Below are 24,098 nucleotides of genomic sequence, written 5' to 3'. Positions count from 1 at the left end.
GCTCCTTAATATGCGCGCAGCGTTTGAAAAACCGAGGCCAGTTTGCTGGCATCTTTGATTCCCGGTTGCAACTCTACACCTGAATTAAAATCCAGCCCGGCGCAGCCGCTTTTGGCTGCTTCTACGCAGTTATCTGCGCCTAAACCACCGGCCAGAATCACATTACTCAGATCCTGACCCTGTAACAGTGACCAATCAAAACGTTGCCCTGTACCACCCTGGCCGTTGTCGAATACATATTTATCGACGTGATGCAGCGTGCGGGGAGGCAGGGTGTCGGCTACGCTCAGCGCTTTCCAGATTTGTACGCTGACGGGCAACTCTGCGCGTAGGGCATCGATATAGGCCTGATCTTCCTTGCCGTGCAACTGTACGGCGCACAGTGACAAGCTCGTCACTCGTTCCACCACCTCGGCAATAGGCGTATTACGGAACACGCCTACGTAGCTCAGCGGGGCGGCGGCGATAACGTCACGCGCCTGTTCAATGCTGACCGCGCGTGGCGAAGTCGGCACAAAAATCAGCCCGCCGTAAATTGCTCCCGCTTCATAAGCGGCTTGCGCATCCTGTGGACGGGTCAGGCCACACACCTTGTTTTCACCCAGCAGCACCCGACGCACGGCGGCGTTGAGATCGTCATGCGACATCATCGCCGAGCCAATCAGGAAGCCGTTAGCGAAATGGCTTAGCTCGCGTACCTGCGCGTTGGTGTTAATGCCGGACTCACTGATAACCGTCACGTTATGACCCAGGCGCGGCGCTAACTGGCGCGTACGGTTCAGGTCAATCGACAGGTCGCGCAGGTCGCGGTTGTTAATCCCCACCACTTTGGCCTTCAGCGCAATGGCGCGCTCAAGTTCCTCTTCATTGCTGACTTCAGTCAGCACGCCCATGTTCAGGCTGTGCGCGACGGCAGCAAGCTGCCGATATTGCTCGTCGTCGAGCACTGACAGCATCAGCAGGCAGGCGTCTGCCTGGTAAAAACGCGCCAGGTAAATCTGGTAAGCATCGATGATAAAGTCTTTGCACAGAATCGGCTGTGGTGAGATTTTGCTGACGATCGGCAGAAAATCAAAGCTGCCCTGGAAGTACTTTTCGTCGGTTAAAACCGAAATGGCCGAGGCGTAATGTTGATAAACGCTGGCAATACGCGCCGGGTCGAAATCATCGCGAATCACCCCTTTCGATGGCGAGGCTTTTTTGCACTCCAGAATAAACGCCGTGCGTGTCCCGCTCAGGGCATCGTAGAAGCTGCGCTGGCTGGGTTGTACCTCATTCTGGAACGTCGCTAACGGTTGTTGTTGCTTACGCGCTTCCACCCAAATTGCTTTATCAGCGACGATTTTTGCTAATACGGTCTGCATTTTTTACCCTCTTGCCGCTAATGCGGTCACGCGGTCGTAGGCTGCACCACTGTGCAGAACATCAAGCACTTGCTGAACGTTGGCTTTCAGGTCTTCGTGACCGTACAGGCGCATCAACATCGCCACGTTTACCGCCACCGCAGACTCATGCGCTGCTTCACCTTTACCTTGTAACAAGCGTGTTAAAATGTCACGGTTTTCTTCCGGCGTGCCGCCTGCCAGTTCCGCCTGATGATAGGGCTTGAGGCCGAAGTCATCGGCAGTTAGCTGATAGCTGCGGATTTCACCCTCGTTCAGCTCTGCCACCACGGTTGGCGCATGGAGGGAGACTTCATCCATGCCGCCACTGTGCACAACCGCCGCGCGTTGATAACCCAGTACCCGCAGGGTTTCGGCAATTGGCAGCACCAGTTCTGGGCTGTAGACGCCAATCAGCGCCAGCGGCGGGTGTGCCGGGTTGATAAGCGGCCCCAGTACGTTAAACAACGTGCGGGTTTTCAACTGCTGGCGTACGGGCATCGCATGGCGGAAACCGGTGTGATATTTCGGTGCAAACAAGAAGCACACGCCCAGTTCATCCAACGCCTGACGAGATTTATCGGCGTTCATGTCGAGATTAATGCCAAACGCTGCCAGCAGGTCGGATGAACCTGATTTACTCGACACGCTGCGGTTGCCATGTTTTGCCACTTTCAAACCACAGGCGGCGGCGACGAATGCGCTGGCGGTGGAAATATTAATGCTGTTGCTGCCGTCGCCGCCCGTGCCGACGATATCGGCAAATGGATAATCCGGGCGCGGGAATGGCGCGGCGTTTTCCAGCAGTGCGGTGGCGGCTCCGGCTATCTCATTCGGGCTTTCACCGCGAATTTTCATACTCACCAGCGCGGCGGCTAACTGTTCCGGCTTCACTTCACCGCGTACCACGGCAGAGAACAACTGATGGCTTTCTTGCTGGCTCAGGGTTTCTGCCTGGTACAGTTTTTCGAGGATCGGTTGCAGCGTATTGCTCTGTTCCAGCTTCTGCAACGCCCAGGCCAGCGTTTGCTCCAGCAGGCGCGCGCCCTGAGTGGTGAGAATGGATTCCGGGTGGAACTGGAAACCACACACCCGATCCGCATCGTGACGTACCGCCATCACCATGCCGTTGAAATGCGCGTTAATCGTTAAACCCGCCGGAATATTGCTGCCAACCAACGAGTGGTAGCGGGCGACCGGTAGCGGGTTGCTTAACCCGTCGAACATCGCCTGGCCATCGTGCTCAATACTGGAGGCTTTGCCGTGGAGGATTTCACCGGCCTGGCCGACGTAGCCGCCATAGGCCTCGACAATCGCCTGATGCCCCAGACAGATGCCGATAATCGGCAGTTTGCCGCGCATACGCGTCAGCAGTTCCGGCATACAGCCTGCTTCGGACGGCGCGCCAGGGCCTGGTGAGAGCATCAACACCGGGTTATCCATCGTGCCCAGACGGTCAATTAAGGTCTGTGCCGGAACGTGATTACGGTAAATCACCACGTTGTGCCCGCTCGCGCGTAGCTGATCTGCCAGGTTGTAAGTAAAAGAGTCGATATTATCGAGCAGCAGAATGTCAGCCATTAGAAAATCTCCTGTGCATGATGAGCAGTGGCGATGGCGCACAGAACCGCACGCGCTTTGTTGCGGGTTTCATCGGCTTCAGACTGCGGTACGGAATCCAGTACCACGCCTGCGCCAGCCTGCACGGTGGCAATACCGTTTTCAACAAACGCGGAACGGATAACGATGCAGGTGTCGAGGTCGCCGTGGGCGGTGAAGTAGCCCACCGCGCCGCCGTAGCTACCGCGACGCTTGCCTTCAGCGGCGGCGATAAGCTGCATGGCGCGAACTTTCGGCGCACCGCTCAGCGTGCCCATATTCATGCACGCGCGGTAGGCGTGTAGCACATCGAGATCGTTACGCAGCTCGCCTACCACCCGGGAAACGAGGTGCATCACGAAAGAGTAACGGTCAACTTTGGTTAAATCCGCCACGTAGCGGCTGCCCGGCGTGCAGATTCGCGCCAGGTCATTACGCGCCAGATCGACCAGCATCAAATGTTCGGAAAGCTCTTTATGGTCAGTGCGCATTTCCAGCTCAATGCGGCTGTCGAGGTCGCGATCCAGCGAACCATCTGCGCGACGGCCACGCGGGCGAGTCCCGGCAATCGGGTAAATTTCAATTTGGCGGTTGGTGGCATCGTACTTCAGCGAGCTTTCCGGCGACGCGCCGAACAGGGTGAAGTCGTTATCCTGCATAAAAAACATGTACGGGCTTGGGTTGCTCTTTTTCAGCACGTCATAGGCCGCTAACGGCGACGGGCAGGGCAGTGAGAAACGGCGCGATGGCACAACCTGGAAAATTTCACCCGCGCGAATCTCTTTTTGCATTTTGCGCACCACATCGCCGAACTCTTCATCGCTCTGGTTGCACTCGCAGCGCATCTCTTTGATGGTGCGCACCGGCAGCGCCATCGGCGGCTCGTTCAACTGTTGGCGAAGCTGGGCAATACGTTGCAGCAGGCGCTCTTTTTCCGCGTCGGACGAGGTAAACAGGCTTGCCTGAATGCGGGTGCTTTTCGCTTGATGGTCGATAACCAGCAGCGTTTCTGCCAGATAGAAGCAGTAATCCGGGCAAGCGGTGTCGCTTTCTAACTGCGGTAAATCTTCAAAACCGGCGACCAGGTCATAGGCAAAAAGCCCACCAAAGAACATCGCTTCGCGTTCATTTTCTGGAACGATAACCAGCTCTTGCAGCAGGCGGAAGGCGTCGAACACCGACAGTGAGCACAGCCGCGCATCTTCATCCAGCAGGTTACTGATCGCCGGGAAACGTAGCACACGGCGGGTTGGCTGGCGGTCATTTTCAACGCCAGAAGGCAGCGCGGCATCCAGCAGCGGCAGCAGCGATGCGCCGTTGTCAGAAAGCGCCTGAATAGTCACGGTGTTACCCAGCGCGGTAATGCGCAGTGCGCTATCGACCAGCAGCAGGCTTTTTAAATCATTTTTACTGTCAATATCTGCTGACTCAAGCAGCAACGTGGCCGGGCGCGCGCCGCACAGTTGGTGAAACAGTGCGGTTGGGTTTTCACGGTAAATAGCGTCACTGGTCAGAAGTTCGAGCGTAGGTTTTGGTGTTTGCATCGTTGTTCTCGCCTGTCCTGTATCATTTTTACTTAATAAAAAGCCCGCTCATTGGCGGGCTGGGTATCTGTTTGCATAATGCAGACGTGATGACTCCGCCCTACTGGGAAGTGCGCCACCAACCGCCGTGCAGAACAATCATGTTACGTGTCATTTGCAGATACCTTTATTAAGTGAGCTTGCGTACTAGTTAACTAGTTCGTGAGTTCAAAGTCAACCCTTGATTTTAGAAATTGTCATAATGTCGTTATGATATGTCGCGAACCATTATGAGTAGCCCAACGGGAGCGGTCTTTGAGCGACACCAATTACGCAGTGATTTACGATCTCCATAGCCACACTATCGCCTCTGATGGCCATCTGACGCCGGAAGAGTTGGTACACCGCGCGGGGGAGATGCGAGTGGGAACGCTGGCCATTACCGACCACGATACGGTGGATGCCATTCCACGGGCACAGGCCGAAATCGCCCGCGCACAGTTGGCTTTACAACTCATTTCCGGCGTTGAAATCTCCACGCTCTGGGAAAACCACGAAATTCACATTGTCGGTCTGAATATCGACATCGATAACCCTGCGTTGACCGATTTCTTAGGCGCGCAGATTGAACGCCGCCAACAGCGCGGGCAGATGATTGCCGAGCGCCTGGAAAAGGCGAACATTCCCGGTGCATGGGAAGGGGCGCTGCGATTAGCAGGCGGAGGGGCAGTCACGCGCGGTCATTTCGCCCGTTTCCTGGTGGAGCAGGGTAAAGCCAATAATATAGGTGACGTGTTTAAAAAATATCTCGCGCGCGGGAAAACCGGATACGTTCCGCCGCAGTGGTGTACAATAAAGGAAGCTATTGATGTCATTCATCATTCGGGGGGCGTTGCTGTATTAGCCCATCCGGGGCGGTACGATTTGTCCGCCAAGTGGCTGAAAAGATTGCTGGCACATTTTAGCGAACATGGCGGCGACGCGATGGAAGTCGCGCAGTGTCAGCAAGCGCCTCACGAGCGCGCTCAGCTTGCCACCTATGCCCGCGAATACGGTTTGCTGGGGTCACAAGGGTCTGATTTTCATCAACCTTGCCCGTGGATCGAACTGGGTCGTAAACTGTGGTTACCCGCAGGCGTCGAGGGAGTCTGGCAGCGCTGGGAGCAGCCGCAGAATTCAATTGAGAGGGAAGCATGAGTCAGTTTTTTTATATCCATCCGGATAACCCACAGCCGCGCCTGATTAACCAGGCCGTTGAAATTGTGCGTAAGGGCGGGGTGATTGTTTATCCTACCGACTCTGGCTACGCACTGGGCTGCAAAATTGAAGATAAAGGCGCGATGGAGCGTATTTGTCGCATCCGTCACCTGCCGGACGGCCACAACTTTACGCTGATGTGCCGCGATTTGTCCGAGTTATCTACTTACTCGTACGTTGATAACGTGGCGTTTCGTTTAATCAAAAACAACACGCCGGGCAACTACACCTTTATTTTGAAGGGAACCAAAGAGGTTCCACGCCGCCTGTTGCAGGAAAAGCGTAAAACCATCGGGATGCGTGTGCCATCAAACCCGATCGCGCAAGCGCTGCTTGAAGCGTTGGGTGAGCCGATGCTCTCGACTTCTCTGATGCTGCCGGGCAACGAATTTACCGAGTCTGATCCCGAAGAGATTAAAGATCGTCTGGAGAAAGTCGTGGATTTAATCATTCACGGCGGCTATTTGGGCCAGCAACCGACCACCGTTATCGACCTGACCGAAGACTCTCCGGTGGTGATTCGTGAAGGCGTTGGTGACGTAAAACCGTTCCTGTAAGCCGAGCGATGATGACACAGTAGGGCTAACGTTCAGCGTCATAGCCCTACTGTGTTTTTTAAAACGGCGAAACAGCGAGGTATCAGCGTGCTGACTTGCCACCATTAGATGCCGTAACGTCGGCAGGTTTACTCTCAACCTCGCTTTTTTTCTCACCTTTCTTTGCATTCTGCGGCAGCATTTCAGCCTGACCCGAAAACGCACCACCTTTTTTAATGCTCAGTCTATTGTAAGTAATCGTTCCTGATACCTTACCGTTTTCAGCTATTTCCAGCGAATCACTGATGCAATGCCCTGACATATTGCCGTCTACGATAATCTCTTTGCTGGTGATATTTCCATCAACCTCGCCGCCGTGCATTATTTTAATGACCCCATCTTCAGTATTGATGTCACCTTTCAGATGGCCGTAAATATAAACATGGCCGCTGGAGATAATATTTCCTTCAACGGAGACATTTTTAGCAATCACGGTCGTATCATTGTTTTTCATCCCGGAGGTGGATTTGTCGTCAACGGCGGCGGGTAGCTGCTTTTCGGTAATGGGGAGGGTGTCTACCTGTTTATTTTTTTTAAACATTGTTTGGACCTGATTTTGGCGGATATGGATGATGAAACCTGCTATAGAGAGGGTTCCTAATACACTGGCTAGAATTTTTGTGTCAAAATGCCAGCTTATTAAAGCGAGTAGCCAGAAAAGAAAAGCGAGATTGATTGCAGTATAACATTTCGCCATATGGAAAGTTCTGCAGTTAAGCATGCTTACTCTTGTCATTGATGCACTTTTTAAAATGGATTTTCATATCTGAAACTCCTTTTATGCTTATCAATAATGTTTTGTTGTTTTTTTCAATGTTAACTTTTATTTCAACGCGTTCGTTGGTTACGTAGGAGTTAATGACTTGTTGTATTTCCTTTAGCATAGACGCCAATTCTTCTTGGTTGCCCATAATTCATAATTCCTACGGTCTGATGTATGCACAATGCAAGGGTTATTATTTCCGTGCGCCTTTTATAATTACTATCGGCAATTTATGATTTAGCATAAAAAATATTTTCCCTTAAAATTTATGCTCACAATCAATGGGTTATAAGGCTTTTCATGAGAATCTTTTTCTTGTGCGTAATTTATTGTTTAGTAAGAGAAAAATATCTTTGAAGTGAGCTTTTTGAGGGGGGGGGGTAAATGCCTAATCTGCTATCTCGGGTGGCCTTATCAGGCCACCCGGTCAGTCAATTCACCGGCGCCGGGGAGCATTCTTTATTCATTCCTACGAAGGCGCTGACTTGCTGTCTTCTCCTGCCTGTCAATGATTATCAGTGACAGCGGTCTGGAAGTCTGGTGAGGTGGAAGGAATATCAGTATAGAATTCAATCCACAAGCCATCATCGTCAGGATCAGCATCCAGGTCTACGCTGTATTCTGACTGAGTTGTCGCATTCAACGTTACCGCTTGAGACGTGGCTACTTGCGGTATTACGGGCGTTTTCCCCATACTTTGCCATAGGCTCATTGCAGGAGCGGTAGCAGAGGGAATAATAGGTTCTATATAGGCGTTACTGATTGTGGGTGGAATACTTCTGGTTTGAGTAATATAGAATATCATGACATTTCTCCATCCAGTCCATAAACGTCGTATATCTGGCGAGGATTACCGGATATAAATAAAACAATATGGCCGCTATGCATGAAATGTTATGTAGCGGTTAAGCGTATCATCTGTCTCGGGTCCTTTATCCCGCTATCGGGTTATTAGCTGATTTGTCGGCATCCCTCCAAAGCGCATTCATCTATCCTGATGTTCTCTCCCCTGGCGTGGGCAAGCGTTGCCACGCCAGGGGGCGCTCTGAGCCAAATGCTCATTCTTTCAGTCGGTTTTAAACGGTCGGCGTCTAAAGATGGTTGTATGAAACGAGCAGAAGCATTGATTTTGAAATTAGTGTATTATTGCCGGTCACATTAATAGGTGTGTCTTAGCTGTTGTGGCATAGGTTGAGGCATCCTTAGAAAAATTTTCATATACATACAAAGAGTTAATTGGAGTTCCTCTCTAACTCATTGTTTTGTAAGTATATCCAGACGCCTGTGAAGGCGACACCTGAAGGAAGCTCGATGAGCGATAAAAGCGAAAAACTGCAAAAAGTACTGGCACGTGCTGGCCACGGCTCCCGTCGTGAAATTGAAACGATTATTGAAGCGGGCCGCGTTAGCGTGGACGGTAAAATCGCCAAGCTGGGCGATCGTGTTGAGGTTGTTCCTGGCCTCAAAATCCGTATCGACGGCCATCTTATCTCCGTAAAAGAGTCGGTAGAACAAATCTGCCGCGTTCTGGCTTACTACAAACCAGAGGGCGAACTGTGCACCCGCAATGACCCGGAAGGGCGTCCGACAGTCTTTGACCGTCTACCGAAACTGCGTGGCGCGCGCTGGATTGCGGTGGGTCGTCTGGACGTCAACACCTGTGGTCTGTTGTTGTTCACCACCGATGGTGAACTGGCGAACCGCCTGATGCACCCAAGCCGCGAAGTAGAACGTGAGTACGCCGTGCGCGTATTCGGTGAAGTTGATGAAAATAAACTGCGTCAGCTTTCCCGTGGCGTACAGTTGGAAGATGGCCCAGCGGCGTTCAAAACCATCAAATTTAGCGGTGGCGAAGGCATTAACCAGTGGTACAACGTGACCCTGACCGAAGGCCGTAACCGTGAAGTTCGTCGTCTGTGGGAAGCGGTAGGCGTGCAGGTTAGCCGTCTTATCCGTGTTCGCTATGGTGACATTCAGTTGCCAAAAGGCCTGCCTCGCGGCGGCTGGACGGAACTGGATCTGGCGCAAACCAACTATCTGCGCCAACTGGTGGAACTGCCAGCGGAAACCACGTCGAAAGTGGCGGTAGAAAAAGACCGTCGTCGCATGAAGGCGAATCAGATTCGTCGTGCGGTGAAACGTCACGGTCAGACCAGCAATAACCCACGTCGTAGCAGCACTCGCAACAACAATAACGGCTAAGCGATTTGCTCATTAAAAAAGCCCGGTGCAGTCCAGAGACTGCGCCGGGCTTTTTGTTAATAGTCGATGCCAATTTGCGCTTTGATACCGGCTTCAAACGCATGTTTTACTGGGCGAAGTTCGCTCACAGTATCGGCATAATCAAGAATATCCCGGTGGCAACCTCGACCTGTGATGATAACCGTCTGGTGCGTAGGGCGGTTTTTTAACGCCGTTAACACTTCCTCCAGCGGCAGATAATCATAGGCCACCATATAGGTCAGTTCGTCGAGTACAACCATCTCAAGCGTCTCATCGGCGAGCATACGTTTAGCGTGCTGCCAAACGGCGAGGCAGGCCGCAGTATCGCTTTCACGGTTTTGCGTATCCCAGGTAAAACCGGTTGCCATGACCTGAAACTCAACGCCCAGTGGCTCCAGCAAATTACGCTCGCCGTTGGGCCATGTGCCTTTGATAAACTGAATGACCCCAACGTTCTGGCCGTGGCCTACAGCGCGGGTTGCAGTGCCAAAAGCGGCAGTGGTTTTGCCTTTACCGTTGCCGGTAAACACAATCACTATCCCTCGGGCGTCCTGTGCGGCGGCAACTCGGGCAGCAACACGCTCTTTTACGCGCTGTTGGCGCTCGCGGTAACGTTCATCACTCATTGTGCAATTCCTGGCTTACGCCCTGGTTGGGCATCAAATGTCATACCGGTTTTACGGCGACTGTCATCGCCCATTAGCCAAAGGTACAAAGGCATAATATCGGTAGGCGTTTTCAATTTTTTAGCATCTTCCGTCGGAAATGCGCTGGCACGCATTTTGGTGCGAGTGCCACCAGGGTTGATGCAGTTCACCCGCAGCGACTGGTTTTTGTACTCTTCGGCCAGCACTTGCATCATTCCTTCGGTGGCAAATTTCGACACCGCATATGCGCCCCAATGCGCACGGCCTTCGCGGCCCACGCTGGAAGAGGTGAAAATAAGCGATCCTGATTCGGATTTCAGCAGCAACGGCAGCAGCGCCTGGGTGAGCATAAACGTGCCGTTAACGTTCACCTGCATAACCTGCTGCCATACTTCGGGGTCTTGCTCCGTCATCGGCACTACATCACCTAGAAGCCCGGCATTGTGCAGCACGCCGTCCAGGCGAGGGTAATGCAAGCTAATCTGTTGGGCGAGTGTCTGGCAGTCTTGCGCGGTGCAGGTTAGCAAGTCGAGGGTGAAGCTACGCGCGGGCAGGCCGCCAAGACGGTCAATTTCTTGCGCGACAAGGCGAAGTTTTTCGTCACTGCGGCCAAGTAAAATAACGCTCGCGCCGTAGCGGGCATAGGTTATTGCCGCTTCCCTGCCAATACCATCACTGGCACCAGTCACCAGGATGATACGGTTCTGTAACAAATCGAGCTGGGGTTGATAGTGCACGAAGACTCCTTTATGGCCTTTATCTGCCATATTTTTAGTACTTTTTGATGGCGTTTGGGCTTTATGCCTGAATCTCTGCGCTATTTCAATCGGCCTACCGGAGAGACAACGGATAATTAACAATTTGCAATGATTTCATCAGCAAAAAAGCATTCTGGAAGCCTGCTCGTAGGCTGATACTGCGGCAGAGACGTATAGGGCGCGGTGTTGTACACTGAGCGGCAGATTCTGTGATTTTTGTACAAGGTGGATGTGTGGAATTACTTTTTCAGTATGGTCTGTTTCTGGCTAAAATTGTCACAATTGTTGTCGCTATTGCCGTTATTGCGGTGCTTCTCGTTAACATTACCCAGCGCAAACGGCAGCGCGGTGAACTGCGGATCACCAATTTAAGTGAGCAGCATAAAGAGATGCAGGAAGATTTAGCCGTGTCGTTGCTGGATGCACCACAACAAAAATTGTGGCACAAGGCGCAAAAGAAAAAGCTGAAGCAGGAAGCGAAAGCGGCAAAAGCGAAAGCTAAACAGGGCGAAACGGCAGTATCCAGCAAACCGCGCGTATGGGTGCTGGATTTTAAAGGCAGTATGGATGCCCACGAAGTGGCGTCTCTGCGCGAAGAGATTACCGCTGTGCTGACGGTCGCGACGGCGCAAGATCAAGTTGTCGTGCGTCTGGAAAGCCCTGGCGGCGTAGTGCATGGCTATGGTCTGGCGGCGTCTCAACTGCAACGTATTCGCGATAAACAGATTCCGCTGACGGTGGCGGTTGACAAAGTGGCGGCGAGCGGGGGCTACATGATGGCCTGCGTGGCGAACAAAATTGTCGCCGCACCGTTTGCGATTCTGGGGTCCATTGGTGTGGTTGCGCAGATCCCGAACCTGAACCGTTTCCTGAAAAATAAAGACATTGATGTTGAACTGCACACTGCAGGCCAGTACAAACGAACGCTAACGCTGCTCGGTGAAAACACCGAAGAAGGGCGGCAGAAATTCCGCGAAGAGCTGAATGAAACCCATCATCTGTTTAAAGACTTTGTGAAACAGATGCGCCCAACGCTGGATATCGAACAGGTTGCCACGGGTGAACACTGGTACGGATTACAAGCGCAGGAAAAAGGGCTGGTGGATGAAGTCGGAACCAGTGATGAACTGCTGCTGGGGCTGATGGAAGGCCGCGACGTTTACAGCGTGCGCTTTATGCAGCGTAAGAAAATGATGGATCGTTTTACCGGTAGTGCGGCGGAAAGTGCCGATCGCTTAATGATGCGCTGGTGGCAGCGCGGGCAAAAACCTTTGCTGTAAGACTTTTCTGCTTTATTAATACACCGCCCGGAAGCCATCGCTTACCGGGCGGTTTCTACCTCGTTCAGGCGTTAGCCTGGCGGTCAGTCAACCAGATGATATTTTTCAGACAACTGGTGGGCAAGATACTTGAACATATTAAACACCGCCGTGCTTTTCGGCGTCGGCAGGCCTTGTTCATCCAGGAAATAGTCACCGCTGAATACCAGCACGCCATTGCGCTGCTCTACGCCAGTGGCTTCAATTCCGGCTAAAGTATCTTCATGCTCACGAATGAGTCGGTTTGCTTCGATAAGCAAAGTCTGACGATCGATAGGTTGGCTATTATTTGACATATTCAACTCCTCAAATTTCCCGCGCTAGTTTACGCCGGGCGCCCGTTGCGGGCAAATCTTCCCTGCGTTAACCAGGGGTAATGATTTTACCGCAGAGTTGGCATGTTGGGTGTTTGCATGCTAATAAAGTTGCGTAACGAATTTTATCAGGTACAGTGTGACGCTTTCGGCAATCTGGCAGCAGATTTGCTTGACATTCGACCAAATATTCTTCGTGCTGTAGCATCTGACGAAAAAAAGTCTGTAAACTCAACCATCTGGCGACCTGTGTCAAAAGCCGGTTCGTAAAGGGTTGATATCTATTGGCGTTGCCGCAACATAACAAGGCATGTCGCCAGTGGAATGTGGAACAAGTGCGATGTATTCCTGGAAGAATCAAATTAGGTAAAGGTGAATATGGGTAAAGCTCTCGTTATCGTTGAGTCCCCGGCAAAAGCCAAAACGATCAATAAGTATCTGGGTAATGACTACGTGGTTAAATCCAGCGTTGGTCATATCCGCGATTTGCCGACAAGTGGCTCAGCCGCCAAAAAGAGCGCTGACTCTACCTCCACCAAAACGGCCAAAAAGCCTAAAAAGGATGAACGAGGCGCGCTGGTTAATCGCATGGGTGTAGACCCATGGCATGACTGGGCGGCACATTATGAAGTGCTACCAGGCAAAGAAAAGGTAGTTTCGGAACTCAAACAGCTGGCGGAAAAAGCCGACCACATCTATCTCGCAACCGACCTTGACCGCGAAGGGGAAGCCATTGCATGGCACCTGCGGGAAGTTATCGGTGGTGATGAAACGCGCTATAGCCGCGTGGTGTTCAACGAAATTACCAAAAATGCTATCCGCCAGGCTTTCGAAAAGCCGGGTGAGTTGAATATTGACCGTGTTAACGCTCAGCAAGCGCGCCGCTTTATGGACCGTGTGGTGGGCTACATGGTTTCTCCGCTGCTGTGGAAAAAGATAGCCCGTGGGTTATCGGCAGGCCGTGTGCAGTCTGTGGCGGTACGTCTGGTGGTTGATCGTGAGCGTGAAATTAAAGCGTTCGTCCCGGAAGAATATTGGGAAGTAGACGCCAGCACGACAACGCCAGCGGGCGATGCGCTGCCATTAGAAGTCACCCACCAGGGCGATAAACCGTTCCGTCCGGTTAGCCGTGATGAAACCATGGCGGCAGTCAGTCTGCTGGAAAAAGCCAGCTACAGTGTGCTGGAGCGTGAAGATAAGCCGACCAGCAGCAAGCCGGGCGCGCCATTTATTACCTCCACGCTGCAACAGGCTGCCAGTACGCGTCTGGGCTTCGGCGTGAAGAAAACCATGATGATGGCTCAGCGTCTGTACGAAGCAGGTTACATTACTTACATGCGTACCGACTCTACTAACCTGAGCCAGGATGCGCTGAGCATGGTTCGCGGCTACATTGGCGACAACTTTGGTCAGAAATATCTGCCAGAGAACCCCAACCAATACGCCAGCAAAGAAAACTCGCAGGAAGCGCACGAAGCGATTCGTCCTTCCGACGTTAACGTGCTGGCTGAGTCGCTGAAAGATATGGAAGCGGACGCGCAAAAACTGTATCAGCTGATCTGGCGTCAGTTTGTTGCCTGTCAGATGACACCTGCGCAGTACGACTCCACCACGCTGACCGTGAAAGCTGGCGACTTCAAACTCAAAGCACGCGGTCGTACTCTGCGCTTTGACGGTTGGACCAAAGTCATGCCAGCGCTGCGTAAAGGCGATGAAGATCGTACTTTACCAGTGGTGAAGCAGGGCGATAGCCTGACTCTGGTTGAACTGACTCCGGCGCAGCACTTTACCAAGCCACCGGCTCGCTTTAGCGAAGCCTCTCTGGTTAAAGAGCTGGAAAAACGCGGTATCGGCCGCCCGTCTACCTATGCGTCGATCATCTCGACCATTCAGGACAGGGGTTATGTTCGCACCGAAAACCGTCGCTTCTATGCAGAGAAAATGGGTGAAATCGTCACCGATCGCCTGGAAGAAAACTTCCGTGAGCTGATGAACTACGACTTCACCGCGCAGATGGAAGACAGCCTTGACCGCGTGGCGAATCATGAAGCCGAGTGGAAGCAGGTACTGGATCTGTTCTTTGGTGATTTCACCAAGCAGCTAGAAACAGCGGAGAAAGCACCGGAAGAAGGCGGTATGCAGCCGAACCAGATGGTGTTGACCAGCATCGACTGCCCGACCTGTGGTCGCCAAATGGGGATTCGTACCGCCAGCACCGGCGTATTCCTGGGCTGCTCTGGCTACGCACTGTCGCCAAAAGAGCGCTGCAAAACCACCATTAACCTGGTGCCAGAAAACGAAGTGCTGAACGTGCTGGAAGGTGACGACGCCGAAACCAACGCGCTGCGCGCTAAACGTCGCTGCCAGAAATGCGGCACGGCGATGGACAGCTACTTGATCGATCCGAAGCGCAAGCTGCACGTGTGTGGTAATAACCCAACCTGCGACGGCTACGAGATTGAAGAAGGCGAGTTCCGCATTAAGGGTTATGACGGCCCAATCGTTGAGTGTGAGAAATGTGGTTCTGAAATGCACCTGAAAATGGGGCGTTTCGGTAAGTACATGGCTTGTACCAACGAAGAATGTAAGAACACGCGTAAAATTCTGCGTAACGGCGAGGTTGCGCCACCGAAAGAAGATCCGGTGCCATTGCCGGAACTGCCGTGCGAGAAATCGGATGCGTATTTCGTGCTGCGTGACGGTGCGGCTGGGGTCTTCCTGGCGGCTAACACCTTCCCGAAATCGCGCGAAACACGTGCGCCATTAGTGGAAGAGTTGTTCCGCTTCCGCGATCGTCTGCCGGAAAAACTGCGTTATCTGGCCGATGCGCCGCAGCAGGATCCGCAGGGCAACAAAACGATGGTGCGCTTTAGCCGCAAAACCAAACAGCAGTACGTCTCTTCTGAAAAAGATGGCAAAGCGACGGGCTGGTCAGCGTTCTTCGTTGATGGTAAATGGGTTGAAGCTAAAAAGTAACGTTTCGTGTATAAACGTTTATAAAGGGCCGCTTAGCGGCCCTTTTTTATAACCTCATTTATTATTTTTTGTTTCCGTCTATACACACTTGCTATAAGTGATATAGTGGTTATAGCCGATGCATTTCTTATGAATAAATCGTCTTTAGCCAATCCGAGTAGAGCCGTTACTGAGTGTAGACTGGATACAATCGTATGAAATTACAGCAGCTTCGTTATATCGTTGAGGTGGTAAACCATAACCTCAATGTCTCCTCCACCGCAGAAGGGTTGTACACTTCACAGCCCGGTATCAGTAAGCAGGTCAGAATGCTGGAGGATGAGCTGGGTATTCAGATTTTCGCCCGTAGCGGTAAACATCTGACGCAAGTCACCCCCGCTGGTCAAGAGATAATCCGCATTGCGCGTGAAGTGCTATCGAAGGTGGATGCGATTAAATCCGTCGCCGGCGAGCACACGTGGCCGGATAAAGGCTCACTCTATGTTGCCACCACCCATACTCAAGCGCGTTACGCGCTGCCAGGCGTGATTAAAGGTTTTATCGAGCGTTACCCGCGCGTCTCATTGCATATGCATCAGGGGTCCCCGACACAAATTGCTGAAGCGGTATCGAAAGGCAACGCCGATTTTGCTATTGCCACCGAAGCGTTGCACCTCTATGACGACCTGGTGATGCTGCCGTGCTATCACTGGAACCGCTCCATTGTGGTCACGCCGGAGCATCCGCTAGCATCGAAAACCTCGGTGACGATTGAAGAATTGGCGCAGTACCCACTAGTGACTTACACCTTTGGCTTTACCGGGCGTTCTGAGCTGGATACGGCGTTTAACCGCGCAGGGCTGACGCCACGTATTGTTTTCACCGCCACCGATGCCGATGTGATTAAAACCTATGTCCGTTTAGGATTGGGGGTTGGGGTTATTGCCAGCATGGCCGTTGACCCTATTTCTGACCCGGATTTAGTGAAGCTCGATGCTGATGATATTTTCAGCCACAGCACCACCAAAATTGGTTTCCGTCGCAGCACGTTCCTGCGTAGCTATATGTATGATTTCATTCAGCGTTTCGCCCCGCATCTGACCCGCGATGTGGTTGATACTGCCGTGGCACTGCGCTCTAATGAAGACATCGAAGCGATGTTTAAAGATATCAAGTTACCCGAAAAATAAGGGTATTAATTCTCCGCCCCGTTGACAGGGGCGGAGTGTTTTATATCCTTTCCTCTTGCCTGCCAGCCTGAATTTGTTGATTAACGGTTATTGCTTTTGATAATAACGCCGCAAAAGTAGAAATAAAGTTACCGTTAAGCAAACTTCACGTCTCAAATATCTATTTGTTGTCAAAAGATTTAATTAATCCCTCGCGAACATTCGTAAAACCACTGGATTTTTGCCTAAAATTTACTTAGGATTTATCTCAATGATGATTAGTTGTGACAATTGATTGGTGTGAAAATGATAAGCGATATCGATTGTGAGAGGGTGGTAATGGCGGCAGATAATAAAAACTCTCGCGTGAAACGTAAGGCCTGGCTGAGTGTATTCCTCGGTTCTGCGCTGTTTTGGGTCGCAATTGCACTGCTTGTCTGGCAGTTTTGGGGATAACTATGCTGACCTCTGAACGTATCAAACCGGTGAAGCCTAATAGCCCCGTTGAGAAGCATTCGCCGGACGAACAGAATAATAAGGTCAAAATTCCCGATGGCTGGACATTGACGCCTGAGCAGCAAGATTTTATCGATCTCTTTAATCAAGACGAGAATAAGAAACAATAACCCTATGGGTATTTGTTGCCCTATATTTTCCCATCTCCCCGCCGAATAAATCCTTTCTCTGCTATTAATTCCTGCCGGTCGTAAAATGAATTACGCACCGCACAAATTTATCAATCTGAGCCTTTTTCCGGCATTATCAGTCTGTTGTGTTATCTTTAATGGGTACACGTCATCATTCAAGCTGCTTCTGTACTGCCTGCGCGTGTCGATTTTCGCCACCGAGAGGGTGGCTGTTGTGACGCAACTCGAATGATTTCGTGCATAAACCCTAAGGAGTGTCAGAGTATTGCAATTCCCGCCATTTAAGGAGGAGCTATGTCGTCAACACTACGAGAGGCCTGCAAGGATACGCTACAGGTCGATAACAAAACCTATCATTATTACAGCTTAGCGCTGGCTGCAAACACGTTGGGATCGCTCTCCCGTCTACCTAAATCACTCAAAGTCCTACTGGAAAACCTACTGCGTTGGCAGGATGGTGACTCGGTTACCGCCGAGGATATCCACGCGCTTGCTGGTTGGCTGAAAAATGCTCATGCCGACCGCGAAATTGCCTATCGTCCGGCGCGTGTGCTGATGCAAGATTTTACCGGTGTTCCGGCGGTGGTTGACCTGGCGGCAATGCGCGAGGCGGTAAAACGCCTGGGGGGTGACACTCGCAAAGTGAACCCACTTTCACCGGTTGACCTGGTCATTGACCACTCGGTTACCGTTGACCACTTTGGCGATGATGACGCATTCGAAGAAAACGTGCGTCTGGAAATGTCGCGTAACCACGAGCGTTATCTGTTTTTACGCTGGGGCCAGCAGGCGTTCAGTCAGTTCCGCGTTGTGCCTCCAGGCACGGGGATTTGCCACCAGGTTAACCTTGAATATTTGGGGCAGGCGGTATGGAGTGAGAAACAAGACGGCCAGTGGGTTGCCTATCCCGACACGCTGGTAGGGACTGACTCGCACACTACCATGATTAACGGCCTCGGCGTGCTGGGCTGGGGCGTCGGCGGGATTGAAGCCGAAGCGGCCATGTTAGGGCAGCCCGTCTCAATGCTGATTCCTGATGTCGTCGGCTTTAAACTGACCGGTAAACTGCGCGAAGGCATCACCGCCACCGACTTAGTGCTGACGGTTACCCAAATGCTGCGCCAACTGGGCGTGGTGGGTAAATTTGTCGAGTTTTACGGCGACGGCCTGGATTCACTGCCGCTGGCTGACCGCGCGACAATTGCCAACATGGCTCCAGAGTATGGCGCGACCTGTGGCTTTTTCCCCATTGATGATGTCACGCTCTCTTATATGCGCCTGAGCGGGCGTAGCGATGAACAGATTGCGTTGGTTGAAGCCTATGCCAAAGCGCAGGGCATGTGGCGTAACACTGGCGACGAGCCTGTTTTCACCCAGACGCTCGCGCTGGATATGGCGGAGGTTGAAGCAAGCCTGGCGGGGCCAAAACGGCCGCAGGATCGCGTCGCGTTAAGCGATGTGCCGAAAGCATTTGCTGCCACCACTGAGCTGGAGGTGAATGCGGGGGCGAAAAGCAAATCCGCCGTCGATTTTACCCTTAATGGCGAGCAATACGCACTGCCAGAAGGGGCGGTAGTGATCGCCGCGATCACCTCCTGTACCAACACCTCTAACCCTAGCGTGCTGATGGCGGCGGGGCTGCTGGCGAAAAACGCGGTTGCGCGTGGGCTTGCTCCAAAACCGTGGGTCAAAGCCTCGCTCGCGCCTGGCTCGAAAGTCGTCTCCGATTATCTGGCTCATGCTGGGCTAACGCCGTATCTCGACCAGCTCGGCTTTAACCTTGTGGGCTACGGTTGTACGACCTGTATCGGTAACTCTGGGCCGCTGCCGGAGCCTATTGAAAGCGCCATTAAACAGGGCGATTTGACGGTGGGGGCGGTACTTTCGGGTAACCGTAACTTTGAAGGGCGCATTCATCCGCTGGTGAAAACCAACTGGCTGGCCTCGCCGCCGCTGGTGGTAGCGTATGCGCTGGCAGGGAATATGTCGGTTAACCTGGCCCGCGACCCGCTGGGGCAGGATAGCCACGGGCAGCCGGTGTATCTGAAGGACATCTGGCCAAGCAGTGATGACATAGCCCGCGCGGTGCAGCAAGTCTCTACCGAAATGTTCCACAAAGAGTATGCCGAAGTGTTTAGCGGCACGCCGGAGTGGAAAGCTATCAGCGTGCCGAACTCTGATACCTATGACTGGCAGGACGACTCTACCTATATCCGGTTGTCGCCATTCTTCGATGAAATGGGCGCAACGCCAGATCCGGTGCAGGATATTCACGGCGCGCGAGTGCTGGCGATGCTTGGCGATTCGGTCACTACCGACCACATCTCACCGGCGGGCAGTATCAAAGCCGATAGCCCGGCGGGGCGCTATTTGCAGGAACACGGTGTCGCGACTCGTGATTTCAACTCATACGGTTCGCGACGCGGTAACCATCTGGTGATGATGCGCGGTACGTTCGCTAACATTCGTATTCGTAACGAGATGGTTCCCGGCGTGGAAGGCGGCATGACGCGCCTGTTGCCAGGCAACGAGGTGATGTCTATTTACGATGCCGCCATGCAGTACCAGGCGCAGGGCACGCCACTGGCGGTGATTGCCGGGAAAGAGTACGGTTCTGGTTCCAGCCGTGACTGGGCAGCAAAAGGCCCGCGTTTGCTAGGTGTGCGGGTGGTCATTGCGGAATCATTTGAACGTATTCACCGTTCGAATCTGATCGGGATGGGCATTTTGCCGCTGGAGTTCCCGCAGGGGGAGAATCGCAAAACCCTGCAGCTCACTGGTGAAGAACGAATTGATATCAGTGGGCTACAACAACTGAAGCCGGGGGCGACCATTCCGGTGGTGCTCACCCGCGCTGACGGGCAGCAACAAACGCTAGCCTGCCGCTGTCGTATTGATACGGCAACGGAGCTAACCTACTACCAGAATGATGGTATTTTGCACTACGTTATCCGTAATATGCTGGCGTAAAAAGAGGTCATTAGCGCCACAGGTAAATGATGACCAAAAGCCCCAGGGCGATGCTGCCGCTCTGGGGCTTTTTATTTAAATATTCATATAAAAAATAATACCAGTGGAAAACCGGCGCTAAAACGTGAGCCATGCTGCGAAAAAGTGAATAAATTGACGTCAGATAATCTGTTTTTCACCGTAATAACTGTTTCTTATTGTTTCTCTTTTCCTTTTTTTACAGTGAGTTATCGGCTAACCGTGTATTAGCACGGATAATTAATTCATCTTACGAATAAAAGATATTTCTCGTTTACCTGCCGAATCTCACAGCTAATTTTTATTAGCTAATATTAAATATGATAAAGTTGACTGTTTCATCCATCGCACAGGTCGGTGATACGGTTCGTCTTTATTACATTAGAGGAATCTATGAACGAGAATAAGCTATTAGGTCTGGCATGGATATCACCCTACATAATAGGGTTGCTGGTATTTACCGCATTCCCCTTTGTTTCATCGTTCTTATTAAGTTTCACGCAATATGATCTCATGAGCCCGCCGGTTTTTAACGGTATTGAAAATTACCGCTATATGCTGACGCAAGACTCCTTGTTCTGGAAATCGCTCGGCGTGACCTTTGCCTATGTATTTGTCACTATTCCGCTTAAATTGTCGTTCTCACTGTGCATTGCTTTTGTCCTGAACTTTAAACTGCGCGGCATTGGCTTTTTTCGCACGGCCTATTACATTCCATCAATATTGGGGAGTTCGGTAGCTATCGCTGTACTTTGGCGCGCGCTATTTGCTATCGACGGCCTGTTAAATAGCTTTCTCGGCGTATTCGGTTTAGATCCTATCAACTGGCTTGGCGAGCCGCCTTTAGCGCTGCTTTCCGTTACGCTGCTGAGCGTTTGGCAGTTTGGCTCGTCGATGGTTATCTTCCTTGCCGCGCTGCAAAATGTGCCACAGACACAGTATGAAGCGGCCATGATTGATGGTGCTACTAAATGGCAGATGTTTATGAAAATAACAGTACCGTTAATTACGCCGGTTATTTTCTTTAATTTCATCATGCAAACCAGCGGTGCATTCCAGGAATTTACCGGCCCGTATGTGATTACCGGCGGCGGCCCAACGTATTACACCTATCTGTTCTCGCTCTATATCTACGACACGGCATTTAAATATTTTGATATGGGTTATGGCGCTGCGCTGGCGTGGGTGCTGTTCCTGGTGGTGGCTATTTTCGCCATGCTGGCCTTTAAGTCGTCGAAATATTGGGTGTTCTACTCTGCCGATAAAGGAGGCAAAAATGAGTGAACTGCAACCCATGACGGCAACCGCGCAACAGGCTGCGCTTGAGGTCGCCCGCACGTTGCGGCGGGAGAAAATAAACCGCAACGTTCGCTATGTGATTTTACTGCTGGTTGGCCTATTGATGCTTTACCCGCTGGCATGGATGTTCTCTGCCGCCTTTAAGCCAAATAGTGAAATTTTCACCACACTGAATCTTTGGCCGGTACATGCCACCTGGGATGGTTTTATTAATGGCTGGAAAACCGGTACGGAATACGACTTCGGTCACTACATGATTAACACCTTCAAGTATGTAATTCCCAAAGTCATTCTGACCATTATTTCCTCGACGATCGTCGCGTACGGTTTTGCCCGTTTTGAGATCCCGTGGAAGAAATTCTGGTTCTCCACACTTATCGCCACCATGCTGCTGCCAAGCACGGTGCTGCTGATCCCGCAGTATTTGATGTTCCGTGAAATGGGGATGCTCAACAGCTATTTACCGCTGTATCTGCCGACGGCGTTTGCCACACAAGGGTTCTTCGTCTTTATGCTGGTTCAGTTTCTGCGCGGTGTGCCGCGTGATATGGAAGAGGCCGCGCAAATTGACGGCTGTAACTCCTGGCAGGTGCTGTGGTACGTGCTGGTGCCAATTCTGAAACCGGCGATCATTTCCGTAGCGCTGTTCCAGTTCATGTGGTCAATGAATGACTTTATCGGCCCACTGATTTACGTCTATAGCGTCGATAAGTACCCGATTGCTCTGGCGCTCAAAATGTCTATCGACGTCACCGAAGGCGCGCCGTGGAATGAAATTCTGGCGATGGCAAGTATCTCGATTCTGCCGTCCATCATTGTGTTCTTCCTGGCGCAGCGCTATTTCGTCCAGGGTGTCTCCAGCAGCGGAATTAAAGGTTAACTATCATGGCTGAAGTGATTTTTACAAAACTGGAAAAGGTCTACTCCAACGGCTTCAAAGCGGTACATGGTATCGATCTTTCTATCGCAGAAGGGGAGTTTATGGTGATTGTCGGGCCATCCGGCTGTGCCAAATCGACCACCTTGCGGATGCTGGCGGGGCTGGAAACTATCAGCGGCGGTGAAATTCGGATTGGCGAAAAAGTGGTGAATAACCTCGCGCCGAAAGAACGCGGTATTGCGATGGTGTTCCAGAACTATGCCCTGTATCCACACATGACCGTGCGCGAAAACCTGGCATTTGGTCTTAAGCTCAGCAAACTGCCGAAAGACAAGATAGCAAGCCAGGTAAACGAGGCCGCTAAAATTCTGGAGCTGGAAGACCTGCTAGACCGTTTGCCGCGTCAGCTTTCCGGTGGTCAGGCGCAGCGCGTGGCGGTGGGGCGGGCGATTGTGAAAAAGCCCGACGTATTCCTGTTTGACGAACCGTTGTCTAATCTCGATGCCAAACTGCGTGCCTCGATGCGCATTCGTATTTCCGATCTTCACAAACAGTTGAAACTGTCTGGTAAACCGGCGACAACGGTTTATGTTACCCACGATCAGACCGAAGCGATGACCATGGGCGACCGCATTTGCGTTATGAAGTTGGGCCACATTATGCAGGTGGATACCCCGGATAATCTCTATCATTATCCCAAAAATATGTTCGTCGCAGGGTTTATTGGTGCGCCGGAAATGAACATCAAACCGGGAAAAATCATTAAAAAAGAGGATGGGCTGCACATTACCGTTGGCGATAATACGTTACCGCTTAACGCGCAGCAGCAGGGCAAGGTAGCGCAATACGTGGATAAAGACATTTTCTTTGGTATTCGTCCAGAATATATCTCCGTGGCGACGCAGCCATTTATTGCGGGCAGCGGCAAGGGGACGTTAATCCGTGTCGAGAATATGGGGCACGAGTTCTTTCTTTATCTGCAGGTTGGCGAGTTTGAAATGACGGTGCGTATCCCGTCCGATGAGGCAAAACCGGTGCTCGCGGCGGGGTTGCAAAGCCAAGTGTGGTTCCGTTTTGATATGGAGAGATGCCACATGTTTGATGCGAACAGCGAACTGAATATCTCGCTGTAGGGTAGAACGTCGCCGTTTATTGCGATAAACGGCGACAATCGCGTTATTTGGTCAGCAGATGGCCCATTTTCGCCGCTTTAGTATCGAGGTAGTGGGCGTTTTTCGGGTTGCGCCCAACAATCAACGGCACACGCTCAACAATATTGATGCCCGCTTCAGTCAGAATTTCTACTTTTTTCGGGTTGTTGGTCAACAGACGCACCGCATCCACGCCCAACAGTTTGAACATATCGGCACAGAGAGTGAAGTCACGCTCATCGGCGGCAAAGCCCAACTGGTGGTTGGCTTCGACAGTATCGTAGCCCTGATCCTGCAACGCGTAGGCTCGAATCTTATTCAACAAACCAATATTTCGGCCTTCCTGACGATGATAAAGCAGGATCCCACGGCCTTCTTCCGCAATGTGCGACAGTGCAGCTTCAAGCTGGAAACCACAATCACAGCGCAGGCTAAATAGTGCATCACCGGTCAAACATTCAGAGTGAACCCGCGACAGCACAGGCGTTTGCCCAGTAATATCACCAAAAACCAGAGCGACGTGATCGTGCCCGGTTGCCAGTTCTTCAAAACCCACCATCAGGAAATCGCCCCAGGGGGTTGGCAGTTTGGCTTCTGCCACACGTTTAAGCTGCATGTGATTCTCCAG

Annotated in this window: 22 protein-coding genes and 1 other annotated feature; of the genes, 12 read left to right on the top strand and 10 right to left on the bottom strand. The window is 51.8% G+C overall.

What is annotated here, in order from left to right:
- Positions 1-5: 5 nt before the first annotated feature.
- The 3 genes from trpCF to AC6I4B_RS13430 are packed head-to-tail and all read right to left on the bottom strand — an operon-like array spanning position 6 to position 4,525.
- Positions 6-1,364: a bifunctional indole-3-glycerol-phosphate synthase TrpC/phosphoribosylanthranilate isomerase TrpF gene (gene trpCF, locus AC6I4B_RS13440; protein ID WP_497765772.1), complete on the bottom strand. Its 1,359-nt coding sequence runs from the start codon at positions 1,362-1,364 to the stop codon at positions 6-8.
- Positions 1,365-1,367: 3 nt separating this feature from the next.
- The gene (gene trpD / locus AC6I4B_RS13435) at positions 1,368-2,963 is read right to left on the bottom strand and encodes a bifunctional anthranilate synthase glutamate amidotransferase component TrpG/anthranilate phosphoribosyltransferase TrpD (RefSeq protein ID WP_497765770.1); all 1,596 of its coding nucleotides are present in this window, start codon (positions 2,961-2,963) and stop codon (positions 1,368-1,370) included.
- Positions 2,963-4,525, bottom strand: coding sequence for an anthranilate synthase component 1 (locus tag AC6I4B_RS13430; protein WP_497765769.1), 1,563 nt, complete (start codon positions 4,523-4,525; stop codon positions 2,963-2,965). The genes trpD and AC6I4B_RS13430 overlap by 1 nt, the downstream gene beginning before the upstream one ends.
- A gap of 34 nt (positions 4,526-4,559) precedes the next feature.
- Positions 4,560-4,652 (bottom strand) — a sequence feature (Trp leader region).
- A 167-nt stretch (positions 4,653-4,819) separates the two neighbouring features.
- Here AC6I4B_RS13430 and rnm point away from each other — a divergent pair.
- Complete coding sequence (gene rnm / locus AC6I4B_RS13425) at positions 4,820-5,701, top strand: RNase RNM (protein ID WP_497765767.1); 882 nt, start codon at positions 4,820-4,822, stop codon at positions 5,699-5,701.
- On the top strand, positions 5,698-6,318 hold the full coding sequence (locus AC6I4B_RS13420) for an L-threonylcarbamoyladenylate synthase (RefSeq protein ID WP_497765765.1): 621 nt from the start codon (positions 5,698-5,700) through the stop codon (positions 6,316-6,318). The genes rnm and AC6I4B_RS13420 overlap by 4 nt, the downstream gene beginning before the upstream one ends.
- 82 nt (positions 6,319-6,400) lie before the next feature.
- Here the strand turns inward: AC6I4B_RS13420 and AC6I4B_RS13415 are convergent, their stop codons facing one another.
- The 3 genes from AC6I4B_RS13415 to AC6I4B_RS13405 all read right to left on the bottom strand — a co-directional run bounded on the left by AC6I4B_RS13415 (position 6,401) and on the right by AC6I4B_RS13405 (position 7,925).
- A complete protein-coding gene (locus tag AC6I4B_RS13415) occupies positions 6,401-7,054 on the bottom strand; it encodes a bactofilin family protein (RefSeq protein WP_497765764.1) in 654 nt (217 codons plus the stop codon).
- A gap of 16 nt (positions 7,055-7,070) precedes the next feature.
- A complete protein-coding gene (locus tag AC6I4B_RS13410) occupies positions 7,071-7,268 on the bottom strand; it encodes a hypothetical protein (RefSeq protein ID WP_497765762.1) in 198 nt (65 codons plus the stop codon).
- A 357-nt stretch (positions 7,269-7,625) separates the two neighbouring features.
- Positions 7,626-7,925: a hypothetical protein gene (locus AC6I4B_RS13405; protein WP_497765760.1), complete on the bottom strand. Its 300-nt coding sequence runs from the start codon at positions 7,923-7,925 to the stop codon at positions 7,626-7,628.
- A 506-nt stretch (positions 7,926-8,431) separates the two neighbouring features.
- On the opposite strand from AC6I4B_RS13405, the gene rluB reads away from it, so the two are divergent.
- Entirely contained in the window at positions 8,432-9,322 is an 891-nt protein-coding gene (rluB, locus tag AC6I4B_RS13400; RefSeq protein ID WP_497765758.1) for a 23S rRNA pseudouridine(2605) synthase RluB, read from the top strand.
- A 56-nt stretch (positions 9,323-9,378) separates the two neighbouring features.
- Here rluB and cobO read toward each other — a convergent pair whose 3' ends face one another.
- Both cobO and AC6I4B_RS13390 read right to left on the bottom strand, forming a co-directional pair.
- Positions 9,379-9,969, bottom strand: a complete 591-nt coding sequence (gene cobO / locus AC6I4B_RS13395) for a cob(I)yrinic acid a,c-diamide adenosyltransferase (protein ID WP_497765756.1) — start codon at positions 9,967-9,969, stop codon at positions 9,379-9,381.
- Complete coding sequence (locus tag AC6I4B_RS13390; RefSeq protein ID WP_497765755.1) at positions 9,966-10,727, bottom strand: YciK family oxidoreductase; 762 nt, start codon at positions 10,725-10,727, stop codon at positions 9,966-9,968. Before AC6I4B_RS13390 ends, cobO begins: the two co-directional genes overlap by 4 nt.
- A 254-nt stretch (positions 10,728-10,981) precedes the next feature.
- Here AC6I4B_RS13390 and sohB point away from each other — a divergent pair, with 254 nt between their 5' ends.
- On the top strand, positions 10,982-12,028 hold the full coding sequence (gene sohB / locus AC6I4B_RS13385; protein WP_497765753.1) for a protease SohB: 1,047 nt from the start codon (positions 10,982-10,984) through the stop codon (positions 12,026-12,028).
- A gap of 83 nt (positions 12,029-12,111) precedes the next feature.
- Here the strand turns inward: sohB and AC6I4B_RS13380 are convergent, their stop codons facing one another.
- Entirely contained in the window at positions 12,112-12,363 is a 252-nt protein-coding gene (locus tag AC6I4B_RS13380; RefSeq protein WP_497765751.1) for a YciN family protein, read from the bottom strand.
- 396 nt (positions 12,364-12,759) lie between these two features.
- Between AC6I4B_RS13380 and topA the strand changes: the two genes are divergently transcribed.
- The 8 genes from topA (at position 12,760) to AC6I4B_RS13340 (ending at position 23,452) form a co-directional block, all read left to right on the top strand.
- Entirely contained in the window at positions 12,760-15,357 is a 2,598-nt protein-coding gene (gene topA, locus AC6I4B_RS13375; RefSeq protein WP_497765749.1) for a type I DNA topoisomerase, read from the top strand.
- Positions 15,358-15,551: 194 nt separating this feature from the next.
- Positions 15,552-16,526, top strand: coding sequence for an HTH-type transcriptional regulator CysB (gene cysB, locus AC6I4B_RS13370; RefSeq protein WP_497765747.1), 975 nt, complete (start codon positions 15,552-15,554; stop codon positions 16,524-16,526).
- Positions 16,527-16,811: 285 nt separating this feature from the next.
- On the top strand, positions 16,812-16,961 hold the full coding sequence (locus AC6I4B_RS13365) for a YmiA family putative membrane protein (RefSeq protein ID WP_497765745.1): 150 nt from the start codon (positions 16,812-16,814) through the stop codon (positions 16,959-16,961).
- A gap of 2 nt (positions 16,962-16,963) precedes the next feature.
- On the top strand, positions 16,964-17,131 hold the full coding sequence (locus AC6I4B_RS13360; protein ID WP_497765743.1) for a YciX family protein: 168 nt from the start codon (positions 16,964-16,966) through the stop codon (positions 17,129-17,131).
- A 315-nt stretch (positions 17,132-17,446) separates the two neighbouring features.
- A complete protein-coding gene (gene acnA / locus AC6I4B_RS13355) occupies positions 17,447-20,122 on the top strand; it encodes an aconitate hydratase AcnA (RefSeq protein ID WP_497765741.1) in 2,676 nt (891 codons plus the stop codon).
- A 411-nt stretch (positions 20,123-20,533) separates the two neighbouring features.
- On the top strand, positions 20,534-21,424 hold the full coding sequence (locus tag AC6I4B_RS13350; protein WP_497765739.1) for a carbohydrate ABC transporter permease: 891 nt from the start codon (positions 20,534-20,536) through the stop codon (positions 21,422-21,424).
- Positions 21,417-22,319 (top strand): carbohydrate ABC transporter permease, encoded by a 903-nt coding sequence (locus tag AC6I4B_RS13345; RefSeq protein WP_497765737.1) that lies wholly within the window; start codon positions 21,417-21,419, stop codon positions 22,317-22,319. Before AC6I4B_RS13350 ends, AC6I4B_RS13345 begins: the two co-directional genes overlap by 8 nt.
- A 5-nt stretch (positions 22,320-22,324) precedes the next feature.
- Positions 22,325-23,452: an ABC transporter ATP-binding protein gene (locus tag AC6I4B_RS13340; RefSeq protein WP_497765735.1), complete on the top strand. Its 1,128-nt coding sequence runs from the start codon at positions 22,325-22,327 to the stop codon at positions 23,450-23,452.
- A gap of 43 nt (positions 23,453-23,495) precedes the next feature.
- On the opposite strand, the gene ribA is transcribed toward AC6I4B_RS13340, so the two are convergent.
- On the bottom strand, positions 23,496-24,086 hold the full coding sequence (ribA, locus tag AC6I4B_RS13335; RefSeq protein WP_106929021.1) for a GTP cyclohydrolase II: 591 nt from the start codon (positions 24,084-24,086) through the stop codon (positions 23,496-23,498).
- Positions 24,087-24,098 lie beyond the last annotated feature (12 nt).

The organism is Kluyvera fluvialis (genome assembly GCF_059725275.1).
The sequence above is the reverse complement of the archived record's forward strand: the minus strand, read 5'-3'. Positions and strand labels throughout refer to the sequence as shown.